General features: G+C 65.3%; 24 protein-coding genes and 1 pseudogene. 20 read left to right on the top strand and 5 right to left on the bottom strand.

Going from position 1 to position 21,076, the window contains the following annotated elements; translation table 11 throughout:
* The first annotated feature begins 291 nt into the window (after positions 1–291).
* The 5 genes and pseudogenes from AB0H21_RS16770 to AB0H21_RS16750 all read left to right on the top strand — a co-directional run bounded on the left by AB0H21_RS16770 (position 292) and on the right by AB0H21_RS16750 (position 2,628).
* Positions 292–927, top strand: coding sequence for a GNAT family N-acetyltransferase (locus tag AB0H21_RS16770; protein ID WP_358517076.1), 636 nt, complete (start codon positions 292–294; stop codon positions 925–927).
* 167 nt (positions 928–1,094) lie between these two features.
* Positions 1,095–1,193, top strand: a pseudogene (locus AB0H21_RS16765) (peptide-methionine (S)-S-oxide reductase); the annotation flags it as partial.
* A gap of 26 nt (positions 1,194–1,219) precedes the next feature.
* Positions 1,220–1,519 (top strand): hypothetical protein, encoded by a 300-nt coding sequence (locus AB0H21_RS16760; RefSeq protein WP_358517074.1) that lies wholly within the window; start codon positions 1,220–1,222, stop codon positions 1,517–1,519.
* Positions 1,520–1,924: 405 nt separating this feature from the next.
* The gene (locus AB0H21_RS16755; protein ID WP_358517072.1) at positions 1,925–2,236 is read left to right on the top strand and encodes a hypothetical protein; all 312 of its coding nucleotides are present in this window, start codon (positions 1,925–1,927) and stop codon (positions 2,234–2,236) included.
* Positions 2,212–2,628: a PIN domain-containing protein gene (locus tag AB0H21_RS16750; protein ID WP_358517070.1), complete on the top strand. Its 417-nt coding sequence runs from the start codon at positions 2,212–2,214 to the stop codon at positions 2,626–2,628. Before AB0H21_RS16755 ends, AB0H21_RS16750 begins: the two co-directional genes overlap by 25 nt.
* 273 nt (positions 2,629–2,901) lie before the next feature.
* On the opposite strand, the gene AB0H21_RS16745 is transcribed toward AB0H21_RS16750, so the two are convergent.
* On the bottom strand, positions 2,902–3,627 hold the full coding sequence (locus tag AB0H21_RS16745) for a MerR family transcriptional regulator (protein ID WP_358517068.1): 726 nt from the start codon (positions 3,625–3,627) through the stop codon (positions 2,902–2,904).
* A gap of 62 nt (positions 3,628–3,689) precedes the next feature.
* Between AB0H21_RS16745 and AB0H21_RS16740 the strand changes: the two genes are divergently transcribed.
* The 3 genes from AB0H21_RS16740 to AB0H21_RS16730 all read left to right on the top strand — a co-directional run bounded on the left by AB0H21_RS16740 (position 3,690) and on the right by AB0H21_RS16730 (position 5,683).
* Positions 3,690–4,352, top strand: a complete 663-nt coding sequence (locus AB0H21_RS16740; protein ID WP_358517066.1) for a hypothetical protein — start codon at positions 3,690–3,692, stop codon at positions 4,350–4,352.
* Positions 4,353–4,673: 321 nt separating this feature from the next.
* A complete protein-coding gene (locus tag AB0H21_RS16735; RefSeq protein ID WP_358517065.1) occupies positions 4,674–5,144 on the top strand; it encodes an excisionase family DNA-binding protein in 471 nt (156 codons plus the stop codon).
* Positions 5,145–5,479: 335 nt separating this feature from the next.
* Complete coding sequence (locus AB0H21_RS16730) at positions 5,480–5,683, top strand: hypothetical protein (RefSeq protein WP_358517063.1); 204 nt, start codon at positions 5,480–5,482, stop codon at positions 5,681–5,683.
* 347 nt (positions 5,684–6,030) lie between these two features.
* Here the strand turns inward: AB0H21_RS16730 and AB0H21_RS16725 are convergent, their stop codons facing one another.
* Both AB0H21_RS16725 and AB0H21_RS16720 read right to left on the bottom strand, forming a co-directional pair.
* Positions 6,031–6,555, bottom strand: coding sequence for an NUDIX hydrolase (locus AB0H21_RS16725; RefSeq protein ID WP_358517061.1), 525 nt, complete (start codon positions 6,553–6,555; stop codon positions 6,031–6,033).
* A gap of 41 nt (positions 6,556–6,596) precedes the next feature.
* Positions 6,597–7,943, bottom strand: coding sequence for a transcriptional regulator (locus AB0H21_RS16720; RefSeq protein WP_358517059.1), 1,347 nt, complete (start codon positions 7,941–7,943; stop codon positions 6,597–6,599).
* Positions 7,944–8,209: 266 nt separating this feature from the next.
* Between AB0H21_RS16720 and AB0H21_RS16715 the strand changes: the two genes are divergently transcribed.
* The 4 genes from AB0H21_RS16715 to AB0H21_RS16700 all read left to right on the top strand — a co-directional run bounded on the left by AB0H21_RS16715 (position 8,210) and on the right by AB0H21_RS16700 (position 10,002).
* Complete coding sequence (locus AB0H21_RS16715; RefSeq protein ID WP_358517057.1) at positions 8,210–8,668, top strand: hypothetical protein; 459 nt, start codon at positions 8,210–8,212, stop codon at positions 8,666–8,668.
* Entirely contained in the window at positions 8,665–9,012 is a 348-nt protein-coding gene (locus AB0H21_RS16710; RefSeq protein WP_358517055.1) for a hypothetical protein, read from the top strand. Before AB0H21_RS16715 ends, AB0H21_RS16710 begins: the two co-directional genes overlap by 4 nt.
* Positions 9,009–9,467, top strand: a complete 459-nt coding sequence (locus AB0H21_RS16705) for a DUF4082 domain-containing protein (RefSeq protein ID WP_358517054.1) — start codon at positions 9,009–9,011, stop codon at positions 9,465–9,467. Before AB0H21_RS16710 ends, AB0H21_RS16705 begins: the two co-directional genes overlap by 4 nt.
* Positions 9,468–9,531: 64 nt before the next feature.
* On the top strand, positions 9,532–10,002 hold the full coding sequence (locus AB0H21_RS16700; RefSeq protein ID WP_358517052.1) for a hypothetical protein: 471 nt from the start codon (positions 9,532–9,534) through the stop codon (positions 10,000–10,002).
* 562 nt (positions 10,003–10,564) lie between these two features.
* Here AB0H21_RS16700 and AB0H21_RS16695 read toward each other — a convergent pair.
* Both AB0H21_RS16695 and AB0H21_RS16690 read right to left on the bottom strand, forming a co-directional pair.
* Positions 10,565–11,254 (bottom strand): M15 family metallopeptidase, encoded by a 690-nt coding sequence (locus AB0H21_RS16695; protein ID WP_358517051.1) that lies wholly within the window; start codon positions 11,252–11,254, stop codon positions 10,565–10,567.
* A gap of 144 nt (positions 11,255–11,398) precedes the next feature.
* Positions 11,399–14,512, bottom strand: a complete 3,114-nt coding sequence (locus AB0H21_RS16690) for a BTAD domain-containing putative transcriptional regulator (RefSeq protein ID WP_358517049.1) — start codon at positions 14,510–14,512, stop codon at positions 11,399–11,401.
* A gap of 340 nt (positions 14,513–14,852) precedes the next feature.
* Here AB0H21_RS16690 and AB0H21_RS16685 point away from each other — a divergent pair, with 340 nt between their 5' ends.
* From AB0H21_RS16685 to AB0H21_RS16650, 8 genes are all read left to right on the top strand, one after another.
* The gene (locus tag AB0H21_RS16685) at positions 14,853–16,229 is read left to right on the top strand and encodes a CHAP domain-containing protein (RefSeq protein ID WP_358517047.1); all 1,377 of its coding nucleotides are present in this window, start codon (positions 14,853–14,855) and stop codon (positions 16,227–16,229) included.
* A 472-nt stretch (positions 16,230–16,701) separates the two neighbouring features.
* Positions 16,702–17,574, top strand: a complete 873-nt coding sequence (locus tag AB0H21_RS16680) for a hypothetical protein (protein ID WP_358517045.1) — start codon at positions 16,702–16,704, stop codon at positions 17,572–17,574.
* 592 nt (positions 17,575–18,166) lie between these two features.
* Positions 18,167–18,295, top strand: coding sequence for a hypothetical protein (locus AB0H21_RS16675; RefSeq protein WP_358517044.1), 129 nt, complete (start codon positions 18,167–18,169; stop codon positions 18,293–18,295).
* A gap of 108 nt (positions 18,296–18,403) precedes the next feature.
* Positions 18,404–18,712: a type II toxin-antitoxin system prevent-host-death family antitoxin gene (locus AB0H21_RS16670; protein WP_358517042.1), complete on the top strand. Its 309-nt coding sequence runs from the start codon at positions 18,404–18,406 to the stop codon at positions 18,710–18,712.
* A gap of 2 nt (positions 18,713–18,714) precedes the next feature.
* On the top strand, positions 18,715–19,233 hold the full coding sequence (locus tag AB0H21_RS16665; protein ID WP_358517041.1) for a type II toxin-antitoxin system RelE/ParE family toxin: 519 nt from the start codon (positions 18,715–18,717) through the stop codon (positions 19,231–19,233).
* Positions 19,234–19,378: 145 nt separating this feature from the next.
* Positions 19,379–19,582: an Arc family DNA-binding protein gene (locus AB0H21_RS16660; protein ID WP_358517039.1), complete on the top strand. Its 204-nt coding sequence runs from the start codon at positions 19,379–19,381 to the stop codon at positions 19,580–19,582.
* Complete coding sequence (locus AB0H21_RS16655; RefSeq protein WP_358517037.1) at positions 19,579–19,953, top strand: Fic family protein; 375 nt, start codon at positions 19,579–19,581, stop codon at positions 19,951–19,953. Before AB0H21_RS16660 ends, AB0H21_RS16655 begins: the two co-directional genes overlap by 4 nt.
* A gap of 348 nt (positions 19,954–20,301) precedes the next feature.
* Positions 20,302–20,895, top strand: coding sequence for a hypothetical protein (locus AB0H21_RS16650; RefSeq protein ID WP_358517035.1), 594 nt, complete (start codon positions 20,302–20,304; stop codon positions 20,893–20,895).
* Positions 20,896–21,076: the final 181 nt, after the last annotated feature.

The raw sequence follows: 21,076 nt of genomic DNA, 5'->3' as shown, positions 1-21,076 counted from the left end.
GGATCACTGGGCGGACAGGCGGCTGCCGGCGGACAGTCGTGGTGGGCCCTCGTAGAGCGTGGCTCACGCAACCGTCGATTGCCTGCGACGGAACCTGCGACTGGCGGCGTCAGGAGCTGACGCGTGACATAGGCTTGCCGAACGTTCGGGGTTGCCACTCGAGGTAAACAGGTTGGACAGGGGCCTGGTCGTCGGGATCATGGAGGAGTGCCACGGAGCTCCTTGGATCACGCGTGTCGGCTGTGGGCGAGCTTGGCTCGTGTCCCTGTCACGTTCCCCGTGCGTGGAGGTGTGACCGTGGTCGTCTCTCCCGAGTCGTGGTTGTGTCCGTCGGGATGGACAGGCATCGTCATGTTGAATGGGGCCGCTTTGGTCACGGTGCCCGACGCCAGTTTGATCGAGCCGTTGCGTCACGTCTTGCTTGGCAATCTCGACGAAACCGGCATTGATCTTTCGCGAGTCCCCGCCCAACTGCCAGTCCACGACCTCTTGGGCCCGGCAACGCTTGCGTACCTGGATGCCGATGACTTCGCTCCCATCCACGTCGATGCCGAAGTTGAACGTCTGTCAGCGGGGCATCGCGACATCGACGGCCTGGTGGCCGCGGTGGACAAGCAGGATGCCGATGAAAGCGGGATGGAGGAGGTCACTTCGGCGGTCTGGGTGATCCGTGAAGGCAAGAATGTGATCGCCGCCGCCGGGTATCGCCCATGGTTGAATACAGCGGCGCATCTGTCTGTCTTGACCCCCGCGAAGTATCGCGGCCGTGGCCTGGCTCGCTTGGTGGCCTCGGCGGCGGTAGCTGACGCCCTGGCCGACGGGTTGCTGCCGCAATGGAGAGCGCGTCCGGAGCCGTCGCGACGAGTCGCCCGAGCCCTCGGTTTCCGGGAGTTCGGCTCGCAGATGAGCCTTCTCGTGAAGCACTGACCGCTGGTGGTCTATCGCGTCTCTGACGACAAGCCGATCGAGATCTGCGAAGTGTGGGCGGCGGGCGAAAGACGTTGCCACTCTTGATCTGCGGCGGGCGGTTGATCTCTGCGCTGAGTTCCGGTCAAGCCTGCGTTAGGCGAGATCTATTGCCCAGGATGAAGTGCTACCACCAGCAGTATTTGTTCAAGGTACCGAACGGCTACTGCGGGGTGGGAGGTACCGGGGTCTCCTGCCCGGTGGGCATCGCGCCTGCGGGTGAGTGAACCGGGAGGTCTTCAACGAGGTCTCCGTGCTGTTCGCCGAGCAGTGCGGACTGAGCTACCCCGATGATCTGATCAGCGTGGAGATCTACGGGTACCCCATGCTGTTGATCGACAACGACATGGCGGGGTGTGTGACCAGCTACGTAGGTCACAGGCGAGGCGTGTTGGACGCTGATCAACTTCGCATCGTCCGGGAGTGCGCGCGTGACCTACGTGCGTTGGTCCCACGACTTCGCCGACGTGAAGGCCGCATCTATGCCGCACGTTGGCTACGCATCGCCGAACTGATCATGAGCGATCCCCCCGAAGAGTGCCAGTTACGGTGAGTAACGACGGCGAGAACCTTCTCTACATGGTCGAGAACCTTCTCTACATGGTCTAGGGCAGCCCGCTTCGCGGCCCGCCGCGCGCTCAGGCAGCCAGCGGGCCGGGCTGCGGCTCTCCGAAATCGGGTCTTAGGTGCGCTGGTGATGAACTCCAGGACTGCTGCCACCGCATGACGCAAGTCATCTGTGCCTGCTCTGTCACGGGCCTGCTCCAACAGGCGTTCGAGTGCCCAGTCGGAGCGGATCTTCATGGTGCCAAGATAAGAAGGTGGGTTGACATGTGCGGCTCTCGGTCCTGGGGGGCCAGATGAGGTGCTTCGTCCTCAGGCCGTGTCGGTGACGCGCCCATCTCGCTCTCTGGGGCATGACGAGCTCATTTGCTACTTGAAGTAGTAAGATGAAGGGGTGAGTGAGTCCGAGTTGGAATTCCCTCTCGGGGAGGGACCTGCTACGAAGGTCAGCGTCTCCTTGCGTGCCGGTAACGTGCGAGCTGTACGAGAGCGCGTCGGTGCGCGTGGTTTCTCTGCCTACGTGGATGCGGCTGTCGAGCGTCAGATCGAGCGAGACCTGCTGGAGGAGGCGCTGCAAGTCAACGAGAGTGAGGCGGGTCCTATCCCGCAGGCCTTCCGGGACGAGGCGGCCGAGCTGTTCCGTAGCGTGAAGTCCGCTACTGAACTCCAGCAGGGGGAGGAATGGCGCGGGCGCGAAGCAATCTGAGTGCGGGCACGGTACTCCTGGACTCCGAGGGGCTGTCAAAGTGGTGTGCCGCGGACCAGCGGGTCACGGCGATCGTGCGAGAGGCGCAGAGCAACGACTTTCGCGTCGTTGTCAGCGCGATGACACCAATCGAGGCTTTCGACATCCGGGTGAAGAACGATCGGCTCCGGTGGCACCTGTCCAGGCTTCGGGTCGAGGCCGTCACGGAGGAGATCTCTCTGCACGCCCTTGAACTGCTCCGCGCCAGCGGTCTCCATGGGCACAAGTACGCGATCGACGCGGTCGTGGCGGCCACCGCGCTGCGATCGGTCAAACCGGTCATAGTCCTGACCTCAGATGAAGACGACATGCTGAAGCTGTGCGGCAAGGCAGTGAGGATCGTGAGCGTCTGACCAGCTTTCGTGCGTAGGGGATTCAGCACCTGCTGCCTCAGAGTGACCGCTACCACCAGCAGTACCTGCACAAGATCCCCAACGGCTACTGCGGCCTGGGCGGTACAACGTCAAGCTAAGTGACCCATCGGAATGGGTGCCTGCCAGACGGGCCTGGTCCCGACCGAGGAGCAGCTTTACAGATCTCGCTGTACGGCTCGCGCTCAACTCCTGGGCGTGAGCCGTCCGGCTATCCGGCCCCGGTTCGGCGAGCGGGAGGCGTGTGCGGAGCGGTCAGGCCGAGGGGGTGTGTCGTTGAGGGCGTACGGATACTTCAAGGACGACGGCGTGGGCGCCGTCGGCGTCGACGAGGTGTTCTTCCACGGTGGGGCCGGTGATGGCCAAGTGGTGGCGGTGCAACCAGCCGAACAGGTCCTGCCCGGCGCGGACCACGGCTGTGGAAGGCGGAACGACGGCTCGCACGACGGCGCGAGCGGGCAGGGTGAGTCGCTCGCCGTCGTGATCGGTGGTCACCGCCGCCGTGAACCCGCCGGTGGGCTGCCCGCGCAGCCAGGTCAGCAGGGTCGCCGGCGGTGCCGGGCATAGGGCGGCGAGCTCGGATGGATGATCGAGGCGCAAACGGCGTACGCGTAGGCGGCGAGAGCCCAATGTAGTTTCCTGGGGCAGGATCGACATCGGTGTGGCAAGGCGGTCCTCGGCGTGAGCCGCGGTGGCGGCAAGGGCGGCGATGTCATGCTTGATGCCTGTCACGATCTCGGCCAGGGCCTGCCGCAGCTGTGCCTCAGGAGCGTCCAGCAGATCGGCGATCTGGCGTAACGGCAGGCCGAGGCGTTGCAAGCCGCGGATGCGTTCCAATCGTGACAGCTCGGCCACACCGTACCGGCGATAGCCGGTGGATCGGTCTACCGTGGCAGGAGGCAGCAGTCCGATCTTGTCGTAATGGCGCAGGGTCCGTTCGGATACGCCGACCATGCGCGCCAGTTGCCCGATCCGCCACACCCTGGCTCCTCTCCCCGGCATGTTGACTTTGTCCCTGCGGCAAGGTCCTACCGTCACCGTCCATGACCGATTCGAACCCTCGGACCCGGCTTACCGGTGTCCTGCTGTTGACCTCGTTGGTGGCCATGATCGCCGGTGCGGCCATCGTGGTGCCATCGGGGTTGACCCTGAATTCAGCCGATCCCGATGCTGTGCTGGCCGCGGTGGGTGAGCAGTTCGGGCTGCATCTGACCGAGTTGGCCTTCGACGTGCTGGGCTGGCTGGCACTGACCGCGGCCGGGCTCGTGATGCCCGCTCGCTCCGCCCAGGCACCCGGACCGCACCTGGTGACGCTGGCCGGCGGACTGCTGGCCGCCGCCGGGCTGGCAGGCCTGCTTCATGACGCCGGGAACCTGGCGCTGACCCAGTTGGCCGCCGACCCCACCGCCCCGGCGGTCGTCACCGTGGCCTGGGTGGTACTGCTCACCGCCAAGTGGGCGGTCAACCTGGCCGGGCTGCTGTGGGTCGCCGCCACCGCCGCCGCAGCGGTCGGCGTCCCGATGCCGACCGGGCTCCGCATCGCCGGTGCGGTCGCCGCGATCTCAGGTTTGGCCGCGGTCGCGCTTCCGTGGACGACCGGGACCGATGGGCCGACGGTGGCGCTGGAACAGCTCGGGTACGCCCTCCACCTGCCGATCATGATTTGGTACGGGGCGCTGGGCTTGCGGTACCTGCGTAATCGGTGACTGGCGCCCGTGAACCTGTACGCCCTTCTGCCTGGGCGGCTCCGAGCGAGGCACAGACCGCGAGCCAGGTGACCTCTCCGGCCGGTTGGGCGAAGAAGATTTCCCTGCTGTTGGAGGACCCCGAGGCCGGCTACCCGTTGGGTGGGGAGGTGACCGGCTTTCGCAACGCGCACGCCGCGGCGGCGGGTAGCAGGCATGGTGGCGCGGGAGCTGGTCAGGTGATCAAAGCCGGTGCTTGACTCTTCCCATGCGCTTGCTCGCTGTTGGGGATCAACGGTTGCGTCCTCGTCGAATATTGCGGATACTGCGAATAGGAGGTGGATGACTGTGACTCCCATCACGCAGGTCGGCTCGGTATCACCTGGAGCTGTGGACCCGGAGAAAGCAGCGAGAGCACTGCGCCGTATCAATGACTATCTGGTCCATAGCGCAAGTGACACCGATGAGTTCGAGATCCTTGTGGAAGGCGGCGGTGACCAGGCTTTGGTGTTGCCTCGCCAGGCGGTGGAGATGTTCGCCTACATCCTCGGTGCGATGGCTCGGGGGCAAGGCGTCCAGATCCTCCCGCTCAACGCTGAACTCACGACGCAGCAAGCCGCAGATCTCCTCAACGTCTCCCGTCCTTATCTCATTGGTTTGCTCGAACGTGGTGAGATCGACTATCGACGCGTCGGTCGCCACAGGCGGATCCGGTTCGATGCTGTGATGGAGTACATGCGGCACGACGATCTCAAGCGCAAAAGTGTCGTGGACGAGCTGTCGCGGCTCGGTCAGGAACTTGGTGACGACTGATCATGGTTCCGGTGGTTGTCTACGATGCATGTGCGCTGTACGGCAACACCGTGCGGGACTTGCTCATTTGGCCGGGCACGTCTCGTGCAGCCCAGATGGACGTGTCGGATCCTTGATGAGCGACCGTGCATTGGCGAAGCGGCCGGCCGCGACGGACGCTAAGCGTCAACGACTGCGGACGCTGATGCTCCAGGCGGTGGCCGACTGTCTCGTCACCGACTTCGAACCCTTGATCGACGGTCTTAAGCTGCCGGATCCGGTGACAGGCACGTGCTGGCCGCGGCGATCAAGCGGAGATCATCGTCACGTCTAACCTCCAGGACTTTCCCGCTGAGGTGCTCAGTTCATGGGGTATCGTCGCCAAGTCTCCAGACGAGTTTCTTCTCGACCTTATCGACATCGCCGACAGGGTTGTCTTCTCCTGTGTGCAGCAAATAGTTGACCAGCGGATCAACCCACCCGAGACTCTGGATGAAGTGTTGAGGCAACTTGAGCGTGGCGGGTTGGTAGAGAGCGCTGCCGCGTTGCGATTCGGTTGAGTGCGTCCGACCTGAACCAAGCCTTCAAGTGTTCGGGGCTGTAGTCAACCAGAGCCGCCGTCGGGCTACGCTGAACTGCGGCTCGAAGAGAAGCGTTACCACCACCACCAGCAGTTTCTTTTCAAGGTGCCGAGCGGCTACTGCGGCCTCGGCGGCACCAACGTCAAGCTAGGTGACCCATCCGAGTGGGCTGCCTGCCAGATGGGCCTGGTCCCGACCGAGGAGTAGCTTCCGCAGATCTCGCTGTACGGCTCGCGCTCGACTCCTGGGCGTGAGCCGTCCTGCTGCCTGGCCATGATCCGCTGATCGCCTGCCGTGTCGGCCCTGTTTAGGACTTCGGTCGGCCTTTATATCTCGGTGAGGGCGTAGAGCAGCGCGGCCATGCTGGTGCCGCTCACGAGGTCGCCCTTGCCGATCAGCCGGGGGACGTCGCTCAGCGGTGCCCATTCGACGCGTTCGGCCTCCCAACCCTCGGTCGGCGGGCCGATGTAGGTGGCGCTGTCGGCATGGTAGATGTGGTGAACGGAGTCGGAGATGCCGTTGGTCGGCTGGACTTTCACCAGTGGGCGCATCGGCCCGGGCCGCCAGCCGGTCTCCTCCTCGACTTCGCGCGCTGCGGCGCCTGCCGGCTCCTCCCCGTCTTCGATCTTTCCGATGGGAATCTCCCATCCCCAGGAGTCGGTGATGAAGCGGTGCCGCCAGATCAGTAGCACCCGGCGCCGTTCGTCGGTGACCACGGCTCCGGCTCCGGGCGCAGTGCGGATCAACCGGTGGTCCAGATGCCTGCCGTCGGGCAGTTCGACATCCGCAACCCGGATGTCGAGCCACGGGTCGGTGTAGAGAGGCTCTTCGGAGTTGACCTGCCAGCGCATGCGGCGTACTCCCAGCGTGGTTGCCTGATCTGGGTCCCACGCTACAAGGGCACGCGTGCCTGTTGGCGTACCCGTGTCAGAAACCCTTGGACCACACGGGCGTGGAAGGGGCGTAGTGCGTCGGCCACTGTGGCGACCCGTTCGGCGATGCGCTCGGACTCCATGCCCTGCGCGCGCTCTAACATGGTCTCGGCGGTGGCGACGGCCTGGTCCAGTTCGCGACGCTCGGCCAAGACGAGGGCGAGGGTGGCGAGCCGGTGTGTCTGGCCGCGTAGGTGGCAGGTGTCAGCGTGCCTGAGCTCTTCCTCGGCGTAGGTCTGAGCTGCCATGAGATCACCGAGTCGCCGCAGCGCTTCGGCGTGCTGGCATTCCAGCAGACCTGGCTGAACGTAACCGGTCTCCGGCGGTTCCTCCGCTTCCCGGATCTGAGCCGCTGTGGTCTCCGATCGCCGCATGTGCGCATGACAGCTCGCCCGGTCTCCAACCCGGGCGTATGCCTTGGCCTGGAGTATGTGAAGGTCGGCCACCAGAGCGGGACTTAGATGATCGCGAGTTCCCCGCAACGCGGTCTCGGCGTACTGGATCACATACCGGTACTTCGCCTGGGACATGGCCTGGTTGGCCAGCAGAGCGACCACGTAGCCGCCGAACGCCAGGCTGCCGGATGCCTTGGCCATCCGCAGAGCATGGAACAGGTAACGCTGGGAGAGCGCCTGACGGTCGGAGTCGTAGGCGCAGACGCCCGCGAGCGCGACCAAGCCACCGGCTGCCCGGAACAGCTCTCGCCCTGTTTGATCGTCATGGCTGCCCTTGAGTAGCGGTGTCACGTTTGCGTTGAGAAATGCCACGATGCGCGGACGTACGGGCACACCGCCGACTCGGCGGTACATCTGCTCGTAGCGAGCGCGCGCGTCCTTGAGCACCTGCACGTCCTCCCTGCCTACCAGGTACGGTCCTCGGCGCGAGATGTCCGGCTCATGAGGCGGGTTCTCCCATTCGAAGACGGGCGCGATGGCCGCCGGTCCTTCGATCATCGTGGTACCCGCCAGGAAGGCCTTGTCGACGAGGTCTCCGCGCCACAACGCGACCGCCTGGTCAATGGCCTGAGGCAACCCTGGCTCGTCCGGCTCGATCCGATTACGAGTCATGCCAATGTCCGAGAGCGTCAGAGTCCTCCCGACCTTACTCCCGATGATCTGGCAAATGATCTCCGGCACGTTGCCGCGGGGGATGGCCCTGTCCCTGATCCATCGGGCGATGGCGGTGTGGTCGTAGCGTGTCGGGCGCCGGGCGGTGGCCGTAGCCGCGTTGATGCGAGTGGCGAGCCCAGCGTGCGATATCCCCGCTTCGGCGAGCAGCGCGTCAAGCAGGATGTTCGGCTCGCCCATCGGCCTGCCTCCACGTCGGCGTCCACCTCTCCACGGAGTGTAATCAGAATGTCACGCACGAGGCAGGTCGTCGCGTCCGCGTGGTCCATCACGACTGGATCGCTTTCACACGGGGTGTGAACCGAGTCCCACAGCCTGGGCTGCTCACGCCCTTATGCCACCACGCCGTCAGGCGTTCCACTGGCCGCACCCGCACAGTAGGCGGACCCGCCGAAACGACGCGACTCGTTCGACGGGTCCTCAACCGCACGCTGGAGGTGCGATCCGTGGACAACCTTAAAGCCGGCCACGACGAGCGACACGAACCCGACAAGCCTCAGATGAGCACTCCCACCGCCCGACCCGCGACCGACGATAGGGCGGTCACCGAGGCCGCGGTGGAGAAGCAGGACAGGGCCCTGGCCGTGGTGCAGCGGCTTCTCAAGGAGCGGGGTATCGGTTCCCGCCGCGATCACAGGATCAGTCTCGGGTTGTTCGCCCATCGGATCGACGACGCGGCTTGGCCGGACCGTACGATCCCTTGGTCGTGGACGAGGCGATACCCGCCCGAATTGGTCGTGACCGATGCCAAGGGCCAGCACACGGCCACGGTCACCATCGAGCGACGTTCGGGCCGGTACCTGCTGGTCCTGCACGGTAGCCACGACTCCGAGCCGGTGAGGGTACACGAAGCGGAAAGGGTCGCGGCTTTGATCACGCGAGCTACGTCGCCGGCGTCGCCATGATCAGACAGCAGCACCGGCCACCCGTGATCACTGCCATGCTGCGGCTCCCGGACACTCCGGCGGTACGCGCTGTCGAACAACTGCGGCTGGCTCTCGCTCATCACGGGATCGGCGCCAGGGTCTACGGGGGATACGGGCTCGCACTCCTGGTGGTCGGTCCCGCGATCGTGTGGTGCGACGGGCAGCGCTTCTGGTGGTGCGCGGGCTGGGATGCCCAGCGACGTCGGCCGATCTACGGCACACAGCAGGTCGGCCAGACGGAGCGCACCGCGCGGCGCGTCGTCTTCCACTGCACCCGTCTTCACGAGCGGCAGCCAACGCAGCCTCCAAGGCGCGCGTTATGAGCGATCCCGCGGAGTGCGTAGGTCCACACGTGGCCATGGATCAGCACGGTCACGCAGTGCTCGACGGGTCGGCTTCCCATCACGTGAACGAGCGAGGGCGTCCGATCTTGTGGACCAGCTTTTGCCGGGCAGCGGTCTTCACGGGAGAGACCGAATCCGGGTGGCAGACACTCACCTTCTCAGCACCGGTCCAGGTCACTTCAGGAACCACATATGTGGCGTCCTACTTCGCCCCCCGCCGGCCACTACGCTTTCGACGTCGGCTACTTCGCCACAGCGACGGACAGCCCGCCGCTGCATGCCCCAGCCACTACGGACGTCTACGGCGGCAACGGCGTCTAGAGTACGTCCATCAAGGTCACGACAGTGACTGTGGCACTCGTGTGAGCCTGTGCGCACGCTGTGCGGTAAAGGGTCTGGGTCGTAAGCGTCTGAGTGGTTCAGCCGACACGTAGCCTGGACCCTCCGCCCACGCCGGTTCACCGCGTCTCAGAATGTGTTCTGATTTACGATGGTGAGGTGAGCGCTAGCAATGTCGACGCCGTGACGTTCTCGGATCTGTCGAGGAACCCTCGAGCCGTGGCCGAACGCGCCACACGGCTCGGTCGAGTGCGGGTTACTCACCGCGATGCCCCGGATTTCTACCTGACCGCAGCAGATAGAGAGGAACGGCGCGAGCAGACGCTGGCTACGGCATCTCGCCTGTTCCTGGCCCTCATCAAGCATGATCCGACTGCTCGCTCCTTGGTCATCGCCATGCCCGAGGTCTTTCCCTGGGTCCGCCACCTCACCTCTGCCGAGCTACGTGCCTTCACCCTTGAACTGGTCGAGGCGCTGTCCGATGCGGCGGAACTTGATGTTGATGTCACCCTCCAGGAGGTCATCACCGGTTGGCGGGTAACCGCTCGCATCAAGGCCGACCCCGCCGGCTATGCCCAGGCCCGTACGGCTACGAGTGGCGACTTCGGACCGGTCGAGGTTTCGGCGTGAGTCCGAAGCGTGGAGACCGGGTGACGGCCCCACCTCCGGACGGTGAGTGGGATGTCCGGTTCGGTACCAGCGACGCGGTCAAGGGCTGGGAGGAACTGTGCCGTCACGCCTTGGCCAACACGCGCCGCTGCTTCGAGGTGTTACGCACGGATCTGCGCTCGACGATCGGTTGCCAACTGGGTGGAGCGTCCGATCTCTCAGCCACGGAGTTCACGATGCCGGCTTCGACGCGCTCTGGAGGGTGATCGCGCCGGACGGCCATCCCGGCCGCCAAAACTTCGGTCCCGGTCCGAGGCTGTGGCCTCTCCTCCATCAGGTCTCCAGCCCGCTTGGCGTTCGGAAAAAACCCTACCTCCGTTGCGCGCGGAGAGTGGGTATTTCCCGAGCACTACGCTGGTCGTGGTGACGCCCCGCCATGGGGGCGGTGCCGTTGGGCCCTTGGTCCCGATTGCCGCATGAAGCGCAGTGCTACCACCAAGCAGTACCTGCACAAGGTCCCCAACGGCTACTGCGGCCTCGGTGCACGGGCGTCGCGTGGCCGATTGGAGCCGTCCGTGTCCGCTTAGGCGCCTGGAAGCATCGTGGTGCCGCTCGCCTTTGGAGGCCAGTCGATCTGGCCGTGGAGGGCCGCCGGGGCTCCGGTGAGCAGGGCCCAGTAGCGGTCGCCGTATGACCAGTGCCACCATTCGGTGGGGTAGTTGATGAATCCTGCTTCCTCAAGAGCCTCGTTAAGGATCATCCGGTTGTCCCTGGCCTGAGCGGAGATGTTTTCCGCAGCCGTGTAGCAGGCGTTTTCGCTTTCTTCGGGGCTGGCGTTGACTTCCGTCCCCATGTCCAGTTCCTGGCCGTTCCGTGTGCACAGGGTGAGATCTACGGCGGCGCCGCAGACATGAGGGCCGATGTGGGGTGGGGAAAGGGAGCGACTTGCCTGCACGTAGACGTGTTCCTCGGACCAGTCCGGATTGGCGTCGCTCAGCTTTGCCGCGTATGCCGAGAAATACTGTTTCTGCAATGCCAGCGGCCGGTAACCCTCGGTGATCAGCAGACGCAGGCCTTCCGGCAGCCGTTCCTGAGCTCGCAAGAGCCGGCCGACATGTCCTTGGCGAATATGGGCGTACGCGCCGTCGGAATCGGCGAGGCGCTGATCCAGGAGCAGGTCCGGGATCGAACGCAGGTCCACAAGCGGCTCTCCCCGGTCCTCGACAGGGATCGCGGACACACGAGGGTCGGACATGAGCACGATTTCCGGCACGTTGTTCTCCTGGGACTGAAAAGGAGGTCGCCGCCACGAGCCCGTCGGTTGGGCGCGCTCGTAACGGCGGATAGATCTCCTCCCAGGTTCGGCCTATGCTCTATAAGTTCCCTACAAGAACGCACCAAGCGGGTCGTTGGCGATTCAGCCGACCGAGCCGTCCCGTTGCCCGCCGAGCTCGCCGTACTCGCGTGTGCCGAATTCGGCGAAAATGCCAAGGGCGGTCACCCGGAGGGACTCGGCGGTCTTCTCGTCTCCGACCGCTTCGCGAACGGACGCCAGGTCACGCATCGTACGCGCGCGGAACAGCGGCAGTTCCAGCCCGTCCCACATCACGATGGACCGGTTGAGATGGGCCTCGGCAAGGTCGTGCCGCCCGCGGGCCAAGTGCAGTTCTCCGATGGTGCGCTGGATGAGTCCCACCCCGAACCGGTCGCCGTGCTGCTCGCACACGCTCAAGGCTTCGATGAGGTCGGGCAGAACCGGGACATCGCCCCCGAGCCGGATCCGAATCTTGGCAAGGGCCTGAACCGCGTATGCCTCCATGAGCGGATCACCCGCCTCACGCAGCAGAGCGGCCGCCTGTACGCACAGCGCCTCCGCCTGCTCGAGGTCGCCCAAGCCTCGGTGGACCAGTGCGATCGACCGCAACGTGAGGCCTTCACCCCGCTTGCTGCCCAACCGCCGGAAAGCGGCCAACGCCGCGTTCAGAAGTGACGACGCGGCCTCGAAGTCACCCTTTTCGAGCATCACCGACCCGGCCAGCCGGTTAACGTAGCCGATACCGGCGTCGTCGCCGAGCGATTCGAAGGCGGCACCCGCGTGCCGGAGGTGGACCAATGCCTCCGCGAAATCTCCCTGTTCTCGGCAGGCGGCGCCGATTCCGGCGATGGCCACAGTTTCCCCATGGGTGTCCCCGCCCTCCCGCAGGAGCGGAAGCGCTTGGCGGAAGAACGCCCGCGCCTCCTGATAGCGGTCCTGTCGCTGGCGCAGCTGGCCGAGCCCCACCAGCAAGGTCGCTTCACCCAATAGGTTTCCAGCCCGCCTGGCGGCGTCCAATGCCGATTCGTGGGTGCGTTGCCACTCCTCGAATCGCGTGTCCACGGAGAACGACGAAGGACACAGTGCGGCGGCCACCTCGCACGTCACCTCGTGGAGATCCATCGTGGCGGCCCGTTCCACGGCTACGACGAGTGCCGAAGCCTCGGCGTCGAACCACGCCGTCATGTCGTCGGCCACCCGCTCCGACACTTCCAAGCCGACGGGCCGAGCCGTGGCGTAGTCGCGGCGTAACGGAAGCGCGCCCGAAGGGCTCGCGGCGGCGGCATGCGTGATCAGCCACAGCCATCCACCCAGCGCTCGAGTCATCGCCGCGGCGCGTTCCTCGGCCGGTTCCTCCGCCTCCGCTCGCTCGGCCGCGTACACGCGCAGCAGGTCGTGCAGCCGGTAACGGCTCTGGCCGGCGGCGTCGACAGCGACGTGGTCGAGGAGCTGGGCGTCCATCAACCGCTCGATGATCTCCTCACCTGTCACCTCTGCCACGTCCAGGAGCGCCCCCACGACCCATGACGTGAAGTCGGGCACTCCCAGCAGCCCGAGCCGGCGGAACGCCTTTTTCGCCATGTCGTCGAGCCCTCGATAGCTCAGCCCTACGCTCGCCCGCACCTCCAGGTCGCCGGCGGTGAGTTCGTCGAGCCGGCGGCGTTCGTCGCCGAGACGCGTGGCCAGCGTCGCGAGCGACCAGTGCGGGCGGGCGGCAAGTCGCGCGCCCGCTGTACGAAGCGCCAGCGGCAGGTGGCCGCATAGACGGACGATGCGCTCGGCGGCATCGTGCTCGGCATAGACGCGCTCGCGTCCCGCGATGCGGCCCAGCAGGTCGACGGCCCCATGAGTGTCGAGCACACCGAGATCGCTCAGGCTCATCCCGTCAAGGCCCACCAGCCTTCGACGGGCTGTGATCAACACCGCGCAGGTATGGCTGCCCGGCAACACAGGGCGAACCTGCTGTTCGGTGCCCGCGTCGTCGAGGACGACGAGCAGTCGGCGGCCCGCCAGGAGGCTCCGATAGGTGTCGACCCTTTCCTGAAGCGTGTCCGGGATCGCAGCCGGCTGGACGCCGAGGGCTCGGAGAAACCGTCCCAGCACCTCCAGAGGCGGCGCGGGCGACTCGGTGACGCCACGCAGGTCGGCGTACAGCTGGCCGTCGGGGAACGCCTCGGCTACGTGGTGCGCCGCCTTCACCGCGAGCGCGGACTTGCCCACTCCGCCCTTGCCAGAGATGACACACACCGTCACAGTGTCGCTGGGCGTGGTGAGGATGGCGGTGAGCTCGCTGAGCTGCTTGTCCCGCCCTGTGAAATCGGCTATACCTCGCGGGAGATGGCTCGGAACGACATCCGGTCCGGCCCGGCGTACGGGTTCCTGGACCTCCGGTCCGGCCTGGCGTACGGGTTCCTCCGCAGGCACGGGCTGGGCGACGTCGACACACTCGGCCACCCGTTGCGCCGCAGACGGAAGCAGCGACGAATCCGCTCGCAGCATCGCCTCGTACAACTGCCGTAGCTCCGGGCCGGGATCGACGCCCAACTCGTCTGCCAACGTCTGACGGCCCTCGTGATAGACGCTTATCGCGTCCACTTGGCGACCCAGCCTGTACATGGCCTTCATGAGCTGTGCGCGGAGGCGCTCGCGAGTGGGGTGGCTCCTCACCAGCTCGGTGAGCTCGCCGATCATCTCCGCTTCCTTGCCCAGCGCGAGTTCGGCGTCGACTCGCTCCTCAAGGACGGACAACCGCGTCTCCTCGAGCCGCTCCGCTTCGGCGCGCAGTGCGAGGCCCAGCCCTCCGAGGGCGGCTCCTCTCCACAACGTCAATGCCGCTCGCAGATCCCTGGCGGCGGAATCGTGACGGCTGTCGGCGGCATGTCGTCGGCCGTCCGCGACCAGTTGCTCGAAAGTCTCCAAGTCCACTTGCCCGGGTCGGGGGCGGGCCACGTAACCGGGCGGCCGGGTCTCGATCAAGGGCTCCTCGCCGATCGCGGCAAGTCCGCGGCGCAGCCCGTAAACGTAGGTCTGGATGAGCGCAGGGGCACTTCCCGGCGGTTCCTGCCCCCAAAGGATGTCCACCAGGCGATCGCTGGAGACCACCCTGCCGGGACTCAGCAGCAGAGCGGCCAGGAGAGCACGGGGTTTCGGGCCCCCCAGCGGTAGGCGGCGCGCACCGTGCCATGCTTCGACCGGCCCGAGCAGACGAAACTCCAACAATCCCCCTGTGGGGGCCGACGTGACGAAGTAGGACAATGATAAGAGCCGGGCTTCTCAAGCGGAACCCATTGGCGGACTTCCGTCTCCATATCTCCAGGTCGGGCCCAGGATCGGTCTCCAGCCGTTGTCGCGCGACGTGATGGCTCGATGGCGCAGCGCACGAGCAGGGAGCCTCTCCAACTCACCAGGCCTAATGGGCACGGGCGACGGCTTCCGCCTGCCGGCGCCGTCCCGGCTTCTATAGATGACGCTGGAGCACTATTACAGGAAATTTGGAGCGCCGGAAAGCAGCCTTTCTCGCAGAGGTCGACCAGGACCCCCGGAGAAAGGCACGCCCATGAGCAAGAAGGTTGCCCGGATAGGAGCACACAGCGGCCCGCGATTCGTCCGACGCCTCGGCGCCGGGCTGACCACCGCGACCGTCCTGGGATCGGGATTGATCGCCGCCACCGCGACGCCGGCCGCTGCCGTGTCCCGCAACACCATCGTCTCGATCGCGCAAAGCCAGCTCAACAACTCATCGCGCAACCACGAGCAGCCGGCGGGAAGCGGTTGCAACTACTACACCGGCTACTTCCGAAACTGGAAGCCCGCATCCGGTTGCCCCTCCACAGACGGAGTTCAGTGGCGCCAGAGCGACTGGTGCGCCGATTTCGCCAAGTACGTGTGGAAGAACGCCGGCGTGCCGTACGCCGATGTGGCCGAGACCAGCGGAGGCGTGCTCACCGGCTGGGCCAGTTCCTTCAAGGACTACGGCACGAAGCACGGCACCTGGCACACCCGCGCCAGCGGCTACACGCCCCAGCCGGGCGACTCCCTCGTCTTCGACTGGGACCATAACGGCACCATCGACCACGTCGGGATCGTCAAGTCGGCGACCAGCAGCACGGTCTACACCATCGAAGGCAACAGCAGCAATCGCATCAAGGAGAACAGTTACTCCCGCACCAATATCGACATCGTCGGCTACTCCGCCCCTGTGGGCGGGGTGGGTGGTTCGGATCTGGGCGTGCTGGACTTCTATCTGACCGACGATCAGAACTCCACCGTTGCCACTCGGCCGGTGATCCATTTCGGCAATAGCCCGATGGTGCCCATCTCGGGTGACTGGGATGGTGATGGCAAGGACACCGTCAGTGCCTACGACCCTACTTCGGGTCGTTTCTTCATCAGTAACAACCCGGCCGGGGGTCAGGCCGAGTACACGTTCGTGTACGGCGACCCCGGTGCGGTGCCGTTCGTGGGTGACTGGGACGGTGACGGCAAGGACAACGTCGGTGTCCGGATGGGCAACGGGTTCTACATGCGTACCAGCCCGGTCACCTCGGCTACCGAGACCACGCAGTCGGTGGCCTACGGCGACGCTCCCATGATCCCGCTGGCGGGTGACTGGGACGGTGATGGCAAGGACACCGTCAGTGCCTACGACCCGGCGTCGGGTCGTTTCTTCATCAGTAACCATCCCGCCACCGGTCAGGCCGAGTACACGTTCTTGTACGGCGACTCCGGTGCGGTGCCGTTCGTGGGTGATTGGGACGGTGACGGTAAGGACAACGTCGGCGTTCGCATGGGTAGCGGGTTCTACATGCGTACCAGCCCGGTTACCTCGGCGACCGAGACCACCCACCTCGTCAGCTATGGCGACGCCGGCGACCTGCCTGTGATCGGCGACTGGGACGGCGACGGCAAGGACAGCCAGGGCATCGTCCGCTGACTTGATCCTTAACCTGTGGGTCCCCTGGGGCGACCCCGAGTGACCTATGAGACAGCCCTTGGCTGATCGTCTTCGTGTCCAGGGAAGAAGATCAGCCAAGGGCTGTCTGGTGACCTGCGGGAAGCTGCGCCAGGAGTCGACGGGGAGTACCTTCCCCGGTCAATCCAGATCGTACGGAGACCGGCGGCCCGTCCCCCACCAATGTCGGTGCAGATGGTCCCCGACCATCCATCCCCCACCAGCAAGGTCCATGCCACATCGTCGAGCAGCGATCTCGAACAGACCGATGTCGGGTTTAGTGCGTGTTTTCGAACCCAGGATCCGTGTTGCGTAGTTTTGCCGATGCCGATAAGTAACGGGTCTGGAAGTATCACGTCCGCCTTTGCGGCGGACTTCGCCATTGGCCCCGGGAAGTGCCAATAGCGGCCGATATCTTGCGTCAACCCACGCGACACGGCATGAAGGAGTGCTCATGGTGACACCCGAGACGGACCCGGCGACTGACCTCAGCGGGTGGGGTGCCGCGCTGGCCAGTGCCTTCGAGATACTGCTCGGTGGAAAGCCGACCGTCGACCCCGCCGCCAGATACGGGGTGTATTACGCCTCGGACCCCCTCGACGAGTTCCTGTTCCCGAATCCCTGGGCCACCCCTGACGCGCTGTCAGGTCGGGAGCCGAGGCACCTTCCGGATTCGGACGGTGAGTACCCCTTCTCCCCTTGGACATGGCAGTTCAACCTGAGCGAGTCGCTGTTCCGCTTCGATGCCGAACTCCTGGCAGGAACGGGGCCGTGGGGCGACGGCGGGCACAAGGGCCCCCGGCCGTTCGACGACACCTTCGTCGCCGACCTGCGGACCGTCTCCTCGGTCGATGAAGCCGGTGGAGTGCTGGTGCACGGCGCGGAGTTGGGACCGCTCCTGGGCCGCCATGGCGTCGACCTGACCAACGAGGAATCCAAGAAACTGAACGGCTGGCTGACCGTGCTGCTGCGCGTCGCCACCGATGGCACTCTCACCGATGCGATGCGGGCCGCCACGTTCACCGAGCGTGGCCCCGAACACCTGGTGTCGATTCACGACATGGATGGCGCCTGCTCCGCCGACGAGCACTGGGAAGAAAGGCTGAGCGCGGTCACGCATCCCGCGCTCCGCGACCATCTCCGCATGCTCTGCCTCACCGAGGACGACGCGCGCAGCGAGGGCGGCTTCTACTGCGGCACCGACCACTGGCCGTGGACCGATGTCCTGGAAGCGGTCGGCTGCTCCCTTGTTGCAGGCTGGGGGTTCGGCGAGTCCCAGGCCGGTACAGCCGTCGTGCGATTGCCAGACAAACCAGGAGCGCGCTGAACACGCCGCTTCATAATCTCTCATTGAGAACACCTCGGCAGGGGAATCAGCGTCTCCTTCAGGCCGACTTCCTTGGCCAGCCGGGGTGGCGCCTTTACGGGCCAAGCGTCTGGTCATGAGGGCAGAAAGCCTCGGGTTCGCTCGGATTGCCTGGACAGGCGATGTACACGATGCCGTTCCGGGTTCTGTCGCCTGCTGGGGTGTGGCACCAGGTCGCAAAGCGAGTTGTTCGGTTCGCTTCTCTCGGTCGAAGCGAACAACCCCAGCCGATTTTGTTCGGTACAGTTAGTTCGGCTCAGCCGAACAAAATCTTGGGGCGGCGTCAGTGTCAGGACCAGGCAGGCCGTCCATTCATCGCACGCAGTGTGACGACAAATCTGTACCGCTTTGTCATGCCGGCGGTGGCCGGTCCGGTCAAGCTTGTCCCTCTACCCGCCCTCGCGACGCACGTCCTCAGCGAAAACGCGCTCCGGGTCGCTGCCGCGCGGGGACGACTTCGTGCGGTCAAAGGGGACGACGGTATGTGGCGCAGTAGTAAGAAGTGGGTGGACGAGTATCTCAAGTCCAGGCATCGCAGATCATGATGCCTGCCGTGGATGAAATGTGGCCTGAGTCGCAGGACTGCCACCAGTACCTGCACAAGGTCGTACCCAACGGCTACTGCGGCGTCGGCGGCACCGGCGTAGCCTGCGCGGTCGGCCTCACCGCCAGCGAAGCGTGATCCGTGAGCCCGCCCTCACCTGGAGGGCGGCTCCGCCCCGGGATGTCAAGGTCGGGAACTTCTGTCATCACGTTCGGTATCTGTATAGTGACATGTATAGTTAGGTGCATGACGGTTCTGCATGATGCCACCGAACTGAGCGTCACTGAAGCCGCCCAGCGCGGAGTAGCGCGCCTGGTCGCCGACGCGGAGAAGGGAACCGACCTGGTGGTGACCCGCCGACACCAACCGGTGGCGGCAGTGGTCAGCATTCGTCGCCTGGAAGAGCTGGAGGAAGCCGCGGCTGACCTTCGGGATCTGGCCCTGGTGCTCGCGCGCTCGGTCACGGACACGGGTGAGCGGATCACGCTCGATGACGTGCTTGACGCCTTCGGGCAGACGCGGGAGTCGCTGGCCGCGATGCCGGATGACGAGTAGGCATGTCCGATGTCGTCTTCACCGCCCCGGCGGTTGATGACCTACGGCGAATCGGTCCCGATGCCGCGCCGAAGGTTCTCAAGAAGATCCTCCTTCTGCTCGACAATCCCGAGGCCGGCTACCCCTTGGGCGGAGAGCTGACGGGGTTCCGCAAGCTCGTGGTGGGGCGCAACACCTGGCGGGTCGTCTACCGCATCGCTGACGACAAGTCGATCGAGATTTGCGAAGTATGGGCTGTTGACGAAAGAGCCGACGCCGAGGTGTACGCGGAGGCCACGGCCAGGGTCCGGGCCGCTGGAAAGGGGCGTCCCGAAGTAGTGCGACTCGCGGAGCTCATCGAACGTCTGGGCGCTATGGCCGATCACATCCGCGTCGATCAACCGCCTCCCCGGGAACCGGTGCCGGACTGGCTCGCGGACCGCCTCATATACACGGTGGGGATGTCTCGCGAGGACGTCGCCACTCTTGATCTACAGCAGGCTGTTGATCTCTGGGCTGAGTACCGGTCAAACCGACGCTAGGCCATCAGATCTACGGTGAGCTACTGCAGTTGTTTCGCAAGGATCGCAAATGGGCGAACCCGGCGTTGTCTCCCCTCGTCGGCCGGGACGCCCCCTGCCTCCGAGCCGCCGGGAGGTGGTACCAAAAAGGGGTACCGTCGGTGGTATGGCTGAGACACGGCTTCGGCTGCCGGATGAGACGTACGAGCAGATCAAGAAGATCGCCAGTGGTGACGCTCAGAGCGTCAACTCGGCGATGGTGGTCGCCATCGAGGAGTACATCGCCCGGCGGAGGCGCGAGCGCTACCAGGCCATGGGGCGGAAGATCGCGGAGCGAGACCGGGAGCTGCTCGAGCGGCTCGCCCGATGAATGTCTATCCGACCACTGAGGACCTGCTCGCGCTGGCCGAGGCGGTGCTGCCGGAGGTTCGTCTCCGCGACGGTGGTCAACTGCATGCCGCGGTGCTCCGCCCGCAGACCACAGTATTCGGAGACGACGCCTATCCGGATCTGTGGGGAAAGGCGGCTGCCCTGATGCAGAGCATCCTGATCGGGCACCCGCTGGTGGACGGCAACAAGCGGCTCGGCTGGTCGGCGGCCGTCGCCTTCCTGGAGGACCACGGGGAGATCCTGGAGTACCGGGATGTGGACGAGGCCGAAAGGGTGGTCATCGCCGTGACGACGGGGGAGTTGCAGGACATCCCCGACCTTGCGCAGCGACTCCGCAAACTGCGCGGCTGAAGACCGGCGAACAGATCGACACGGTCATCGCGGGCGTGATCCTTATCTGCCCTGTTGAACGCCGCGACGAGGGGGCCTGTGTCGCAGAGGATCACGCGGTGATCGTTCCGTCGGGCTCCTCGTGGTGAGGATAGGTGTGAGATACCAGTCATGGTGGACGCCGAGATCTGCCGGCCCTTGTAGGGCGCCGACCAGAGCGGCGAGGTGCCGAGGAAGCTGCGGCTCATCGAGGGGTTCCTCAGTGCCGGCCCAGGCATCGTCATCGAAGTCCATGGTCCTAAGTGTGGGCGCTGACCTGCCCGGGGCAGAGGAATCTGGATGCTGCAGTGACGACAGTTATCGCCCGAGGTGGACCGCTACCTCGAGCAGTACCTGTACAAGGTCCCCCAACGGCGCTGCGGGTTGGGGGATAGGGATGTCCTGTTCTGGTGGTCTGACCTCTGGCGAAGGGGACTAGTGGCTCGACGTACCCGGCGTGGGAGTGAGACGGAGGCGCTGGCCGCAAGCCTCACTCCCGAGGAACGTCAGGAGTTCGCCGTCCTGGATCTCCAGCGCCTTGTCCTGGAGAAGGAGGGGATGGCACCCGAATACGCTGCACGGGTCGAGGAACCCGCCTATGGCGTCCTGTCGTCATTGAGGCTGTGGGAAAACCTGATCTACGACATGGAGCAGGAGTGGCCTGGGCAGGATTTTTACCTGGTCTACGAGTACCTCCTCGACCTGACCGTTCGGGATGGGCTGGAAGAGTACTGCGAGGCCCTGCACGGAAAGCCACGGGCGAAGTTCCGCCGTGCCTTGGGTCGACTCGATGAGCGTTATCGGGCGGTCACGTACGAGGATGGCGGTGCGGAGCTCGGACAGTACTGGCGGCCTCTCTCTGAGGGGACCGAGACCCGATGGTGGTGGACTCGCAGGCCGAACGATCTACCGCCGAACTGGTAAGCGTCGGTAGCTTCGGCCAGGACCTTTCCGTAAATGGTCGAGGCGCCGCGCTGTGGTCCGGTGCCCTCCCCGCGAACGCCACGGGCTGGAGTCACACGGCACCGGTCGGAGAGGCCGAGCGCTGAGTGGTTCGAATGGCCCGCCCGTGGCAGCAGCCGGTTCAGATACGGACCAGCGCCGC

The organism is Sphaerisporangium sp. NPDC051011 (assembly GCF_040653595.1).
Classification (GTDB): domain Bacteria; phylum Actinomycetota; class Actinomycetes; order Streptosporangiales; family Streptosporangiaceae; genus Sphaerisporangium.
Note: the sequence above shows the minus strand (reverse complement) of the source record. Positions and strands in the feature narration are given on the sequence as shown.

What these genes read in the sequence shown, in the direction of transcription:
- AB0H21_RS16735 (WP_358517065.1), top strand. Translation starts at nt 4,674, where the DNA reads ATGACTGTGACTCCCATCACGCAGGTCGGCTCGGTATCACCTGGAGCT.
- AB0H21_RS16680 (WP_358517045.1), top strand. Translation starts at nt 16,702, where the DNA reads ATGGTGACACCCGAGACGGACCCGGCGACTGACCTCAGCGGGTGGGGT.
- AB0H21_RS16740 (WP_358517066.1), top strand. Translation starts at nt 3,690, where the DNA reads ATGACCGATTCGAACCCTCGGACCCGGCTTACCGGTGTCCTGCTGTTG.
- AB0H21_RS16725 (WP_358517061.1), bottom strand. Translation starts at nt 6,555, where the DNA reads ATGCGCTGGCAGGTCAACTCCGAAGAGCCTCTCTACACCGACCCGTGG.
- AB0H21_RS16655 (WP_358517037.1), top strand. Translation starts at nt 19,579, where the DNA reads ATGAATGTCTATCCGACCACTGAGGACCTGCTCGCGCTGGCCGAGGCG.
- AB0H21_RS16720 (WP_358517059.1), bottom strand. Translation starts at nt 7,943, where the DNA reads ATGGGCGAGCCGAACATCCTGCTTGACGCGCTGCTCGCCGAAGCGGGG.
- AB0H21_RS16665 (WP_358517041.1), top strand. Translation starts at nt 18,715, where the DNA reads ATGTCCGATGTCGTCTTCACCGCCCCGGCGGTTGATGACCTACGGCGA.
- AB0H21_RS16705 (WP_358517054.1), top strand. Translation starts at nt 9,009, where the DNA reads ATGAGCGATCCCGCGGAGTGCGTAGGTCCACACGTGGCCATGGATCAG.
- AB0H21_RS16670 (WP_358517042.1), top strand. Translation starts at nt 18,404, where the DNA reads ATGACGGTTCTGCATGATGCCACCGAACTGAGCGTCACTGAAGCCGCC.
- AB0H21_RS16710 (WP_358517055.1), top strand. Translation starts at nt 8,665, where the DNA reads ATGATCAGACAGCAGCACCGGCCACCCGTGATCACTGCCATGCTGCGG.
- AB0H21_RS16660 (WP_358517039.1), top strand. Translation starts at nt 19,379, where the DNA reads ATGGCTGAGACACGGCTTCGGCTGCCGGATGAGACGTACGAGCAGATC.
- AB0H21_RS16750 (WP_358517070.1), top strand. Translation starts at nt 2,212, where the DNA reads ATGGCGCGGGCGCGAAGCAATCTGAGTGCGGGCACGGTACTCCTGGAC.
- AB0H21_RS16685 (WP_358517047.1), top strand. Translation starts at nt 14,853, where the DNA reads ATGAGCAAGAAGGTTGCCCGGATAGGAGCACACAGCGGCCCGCGATTC.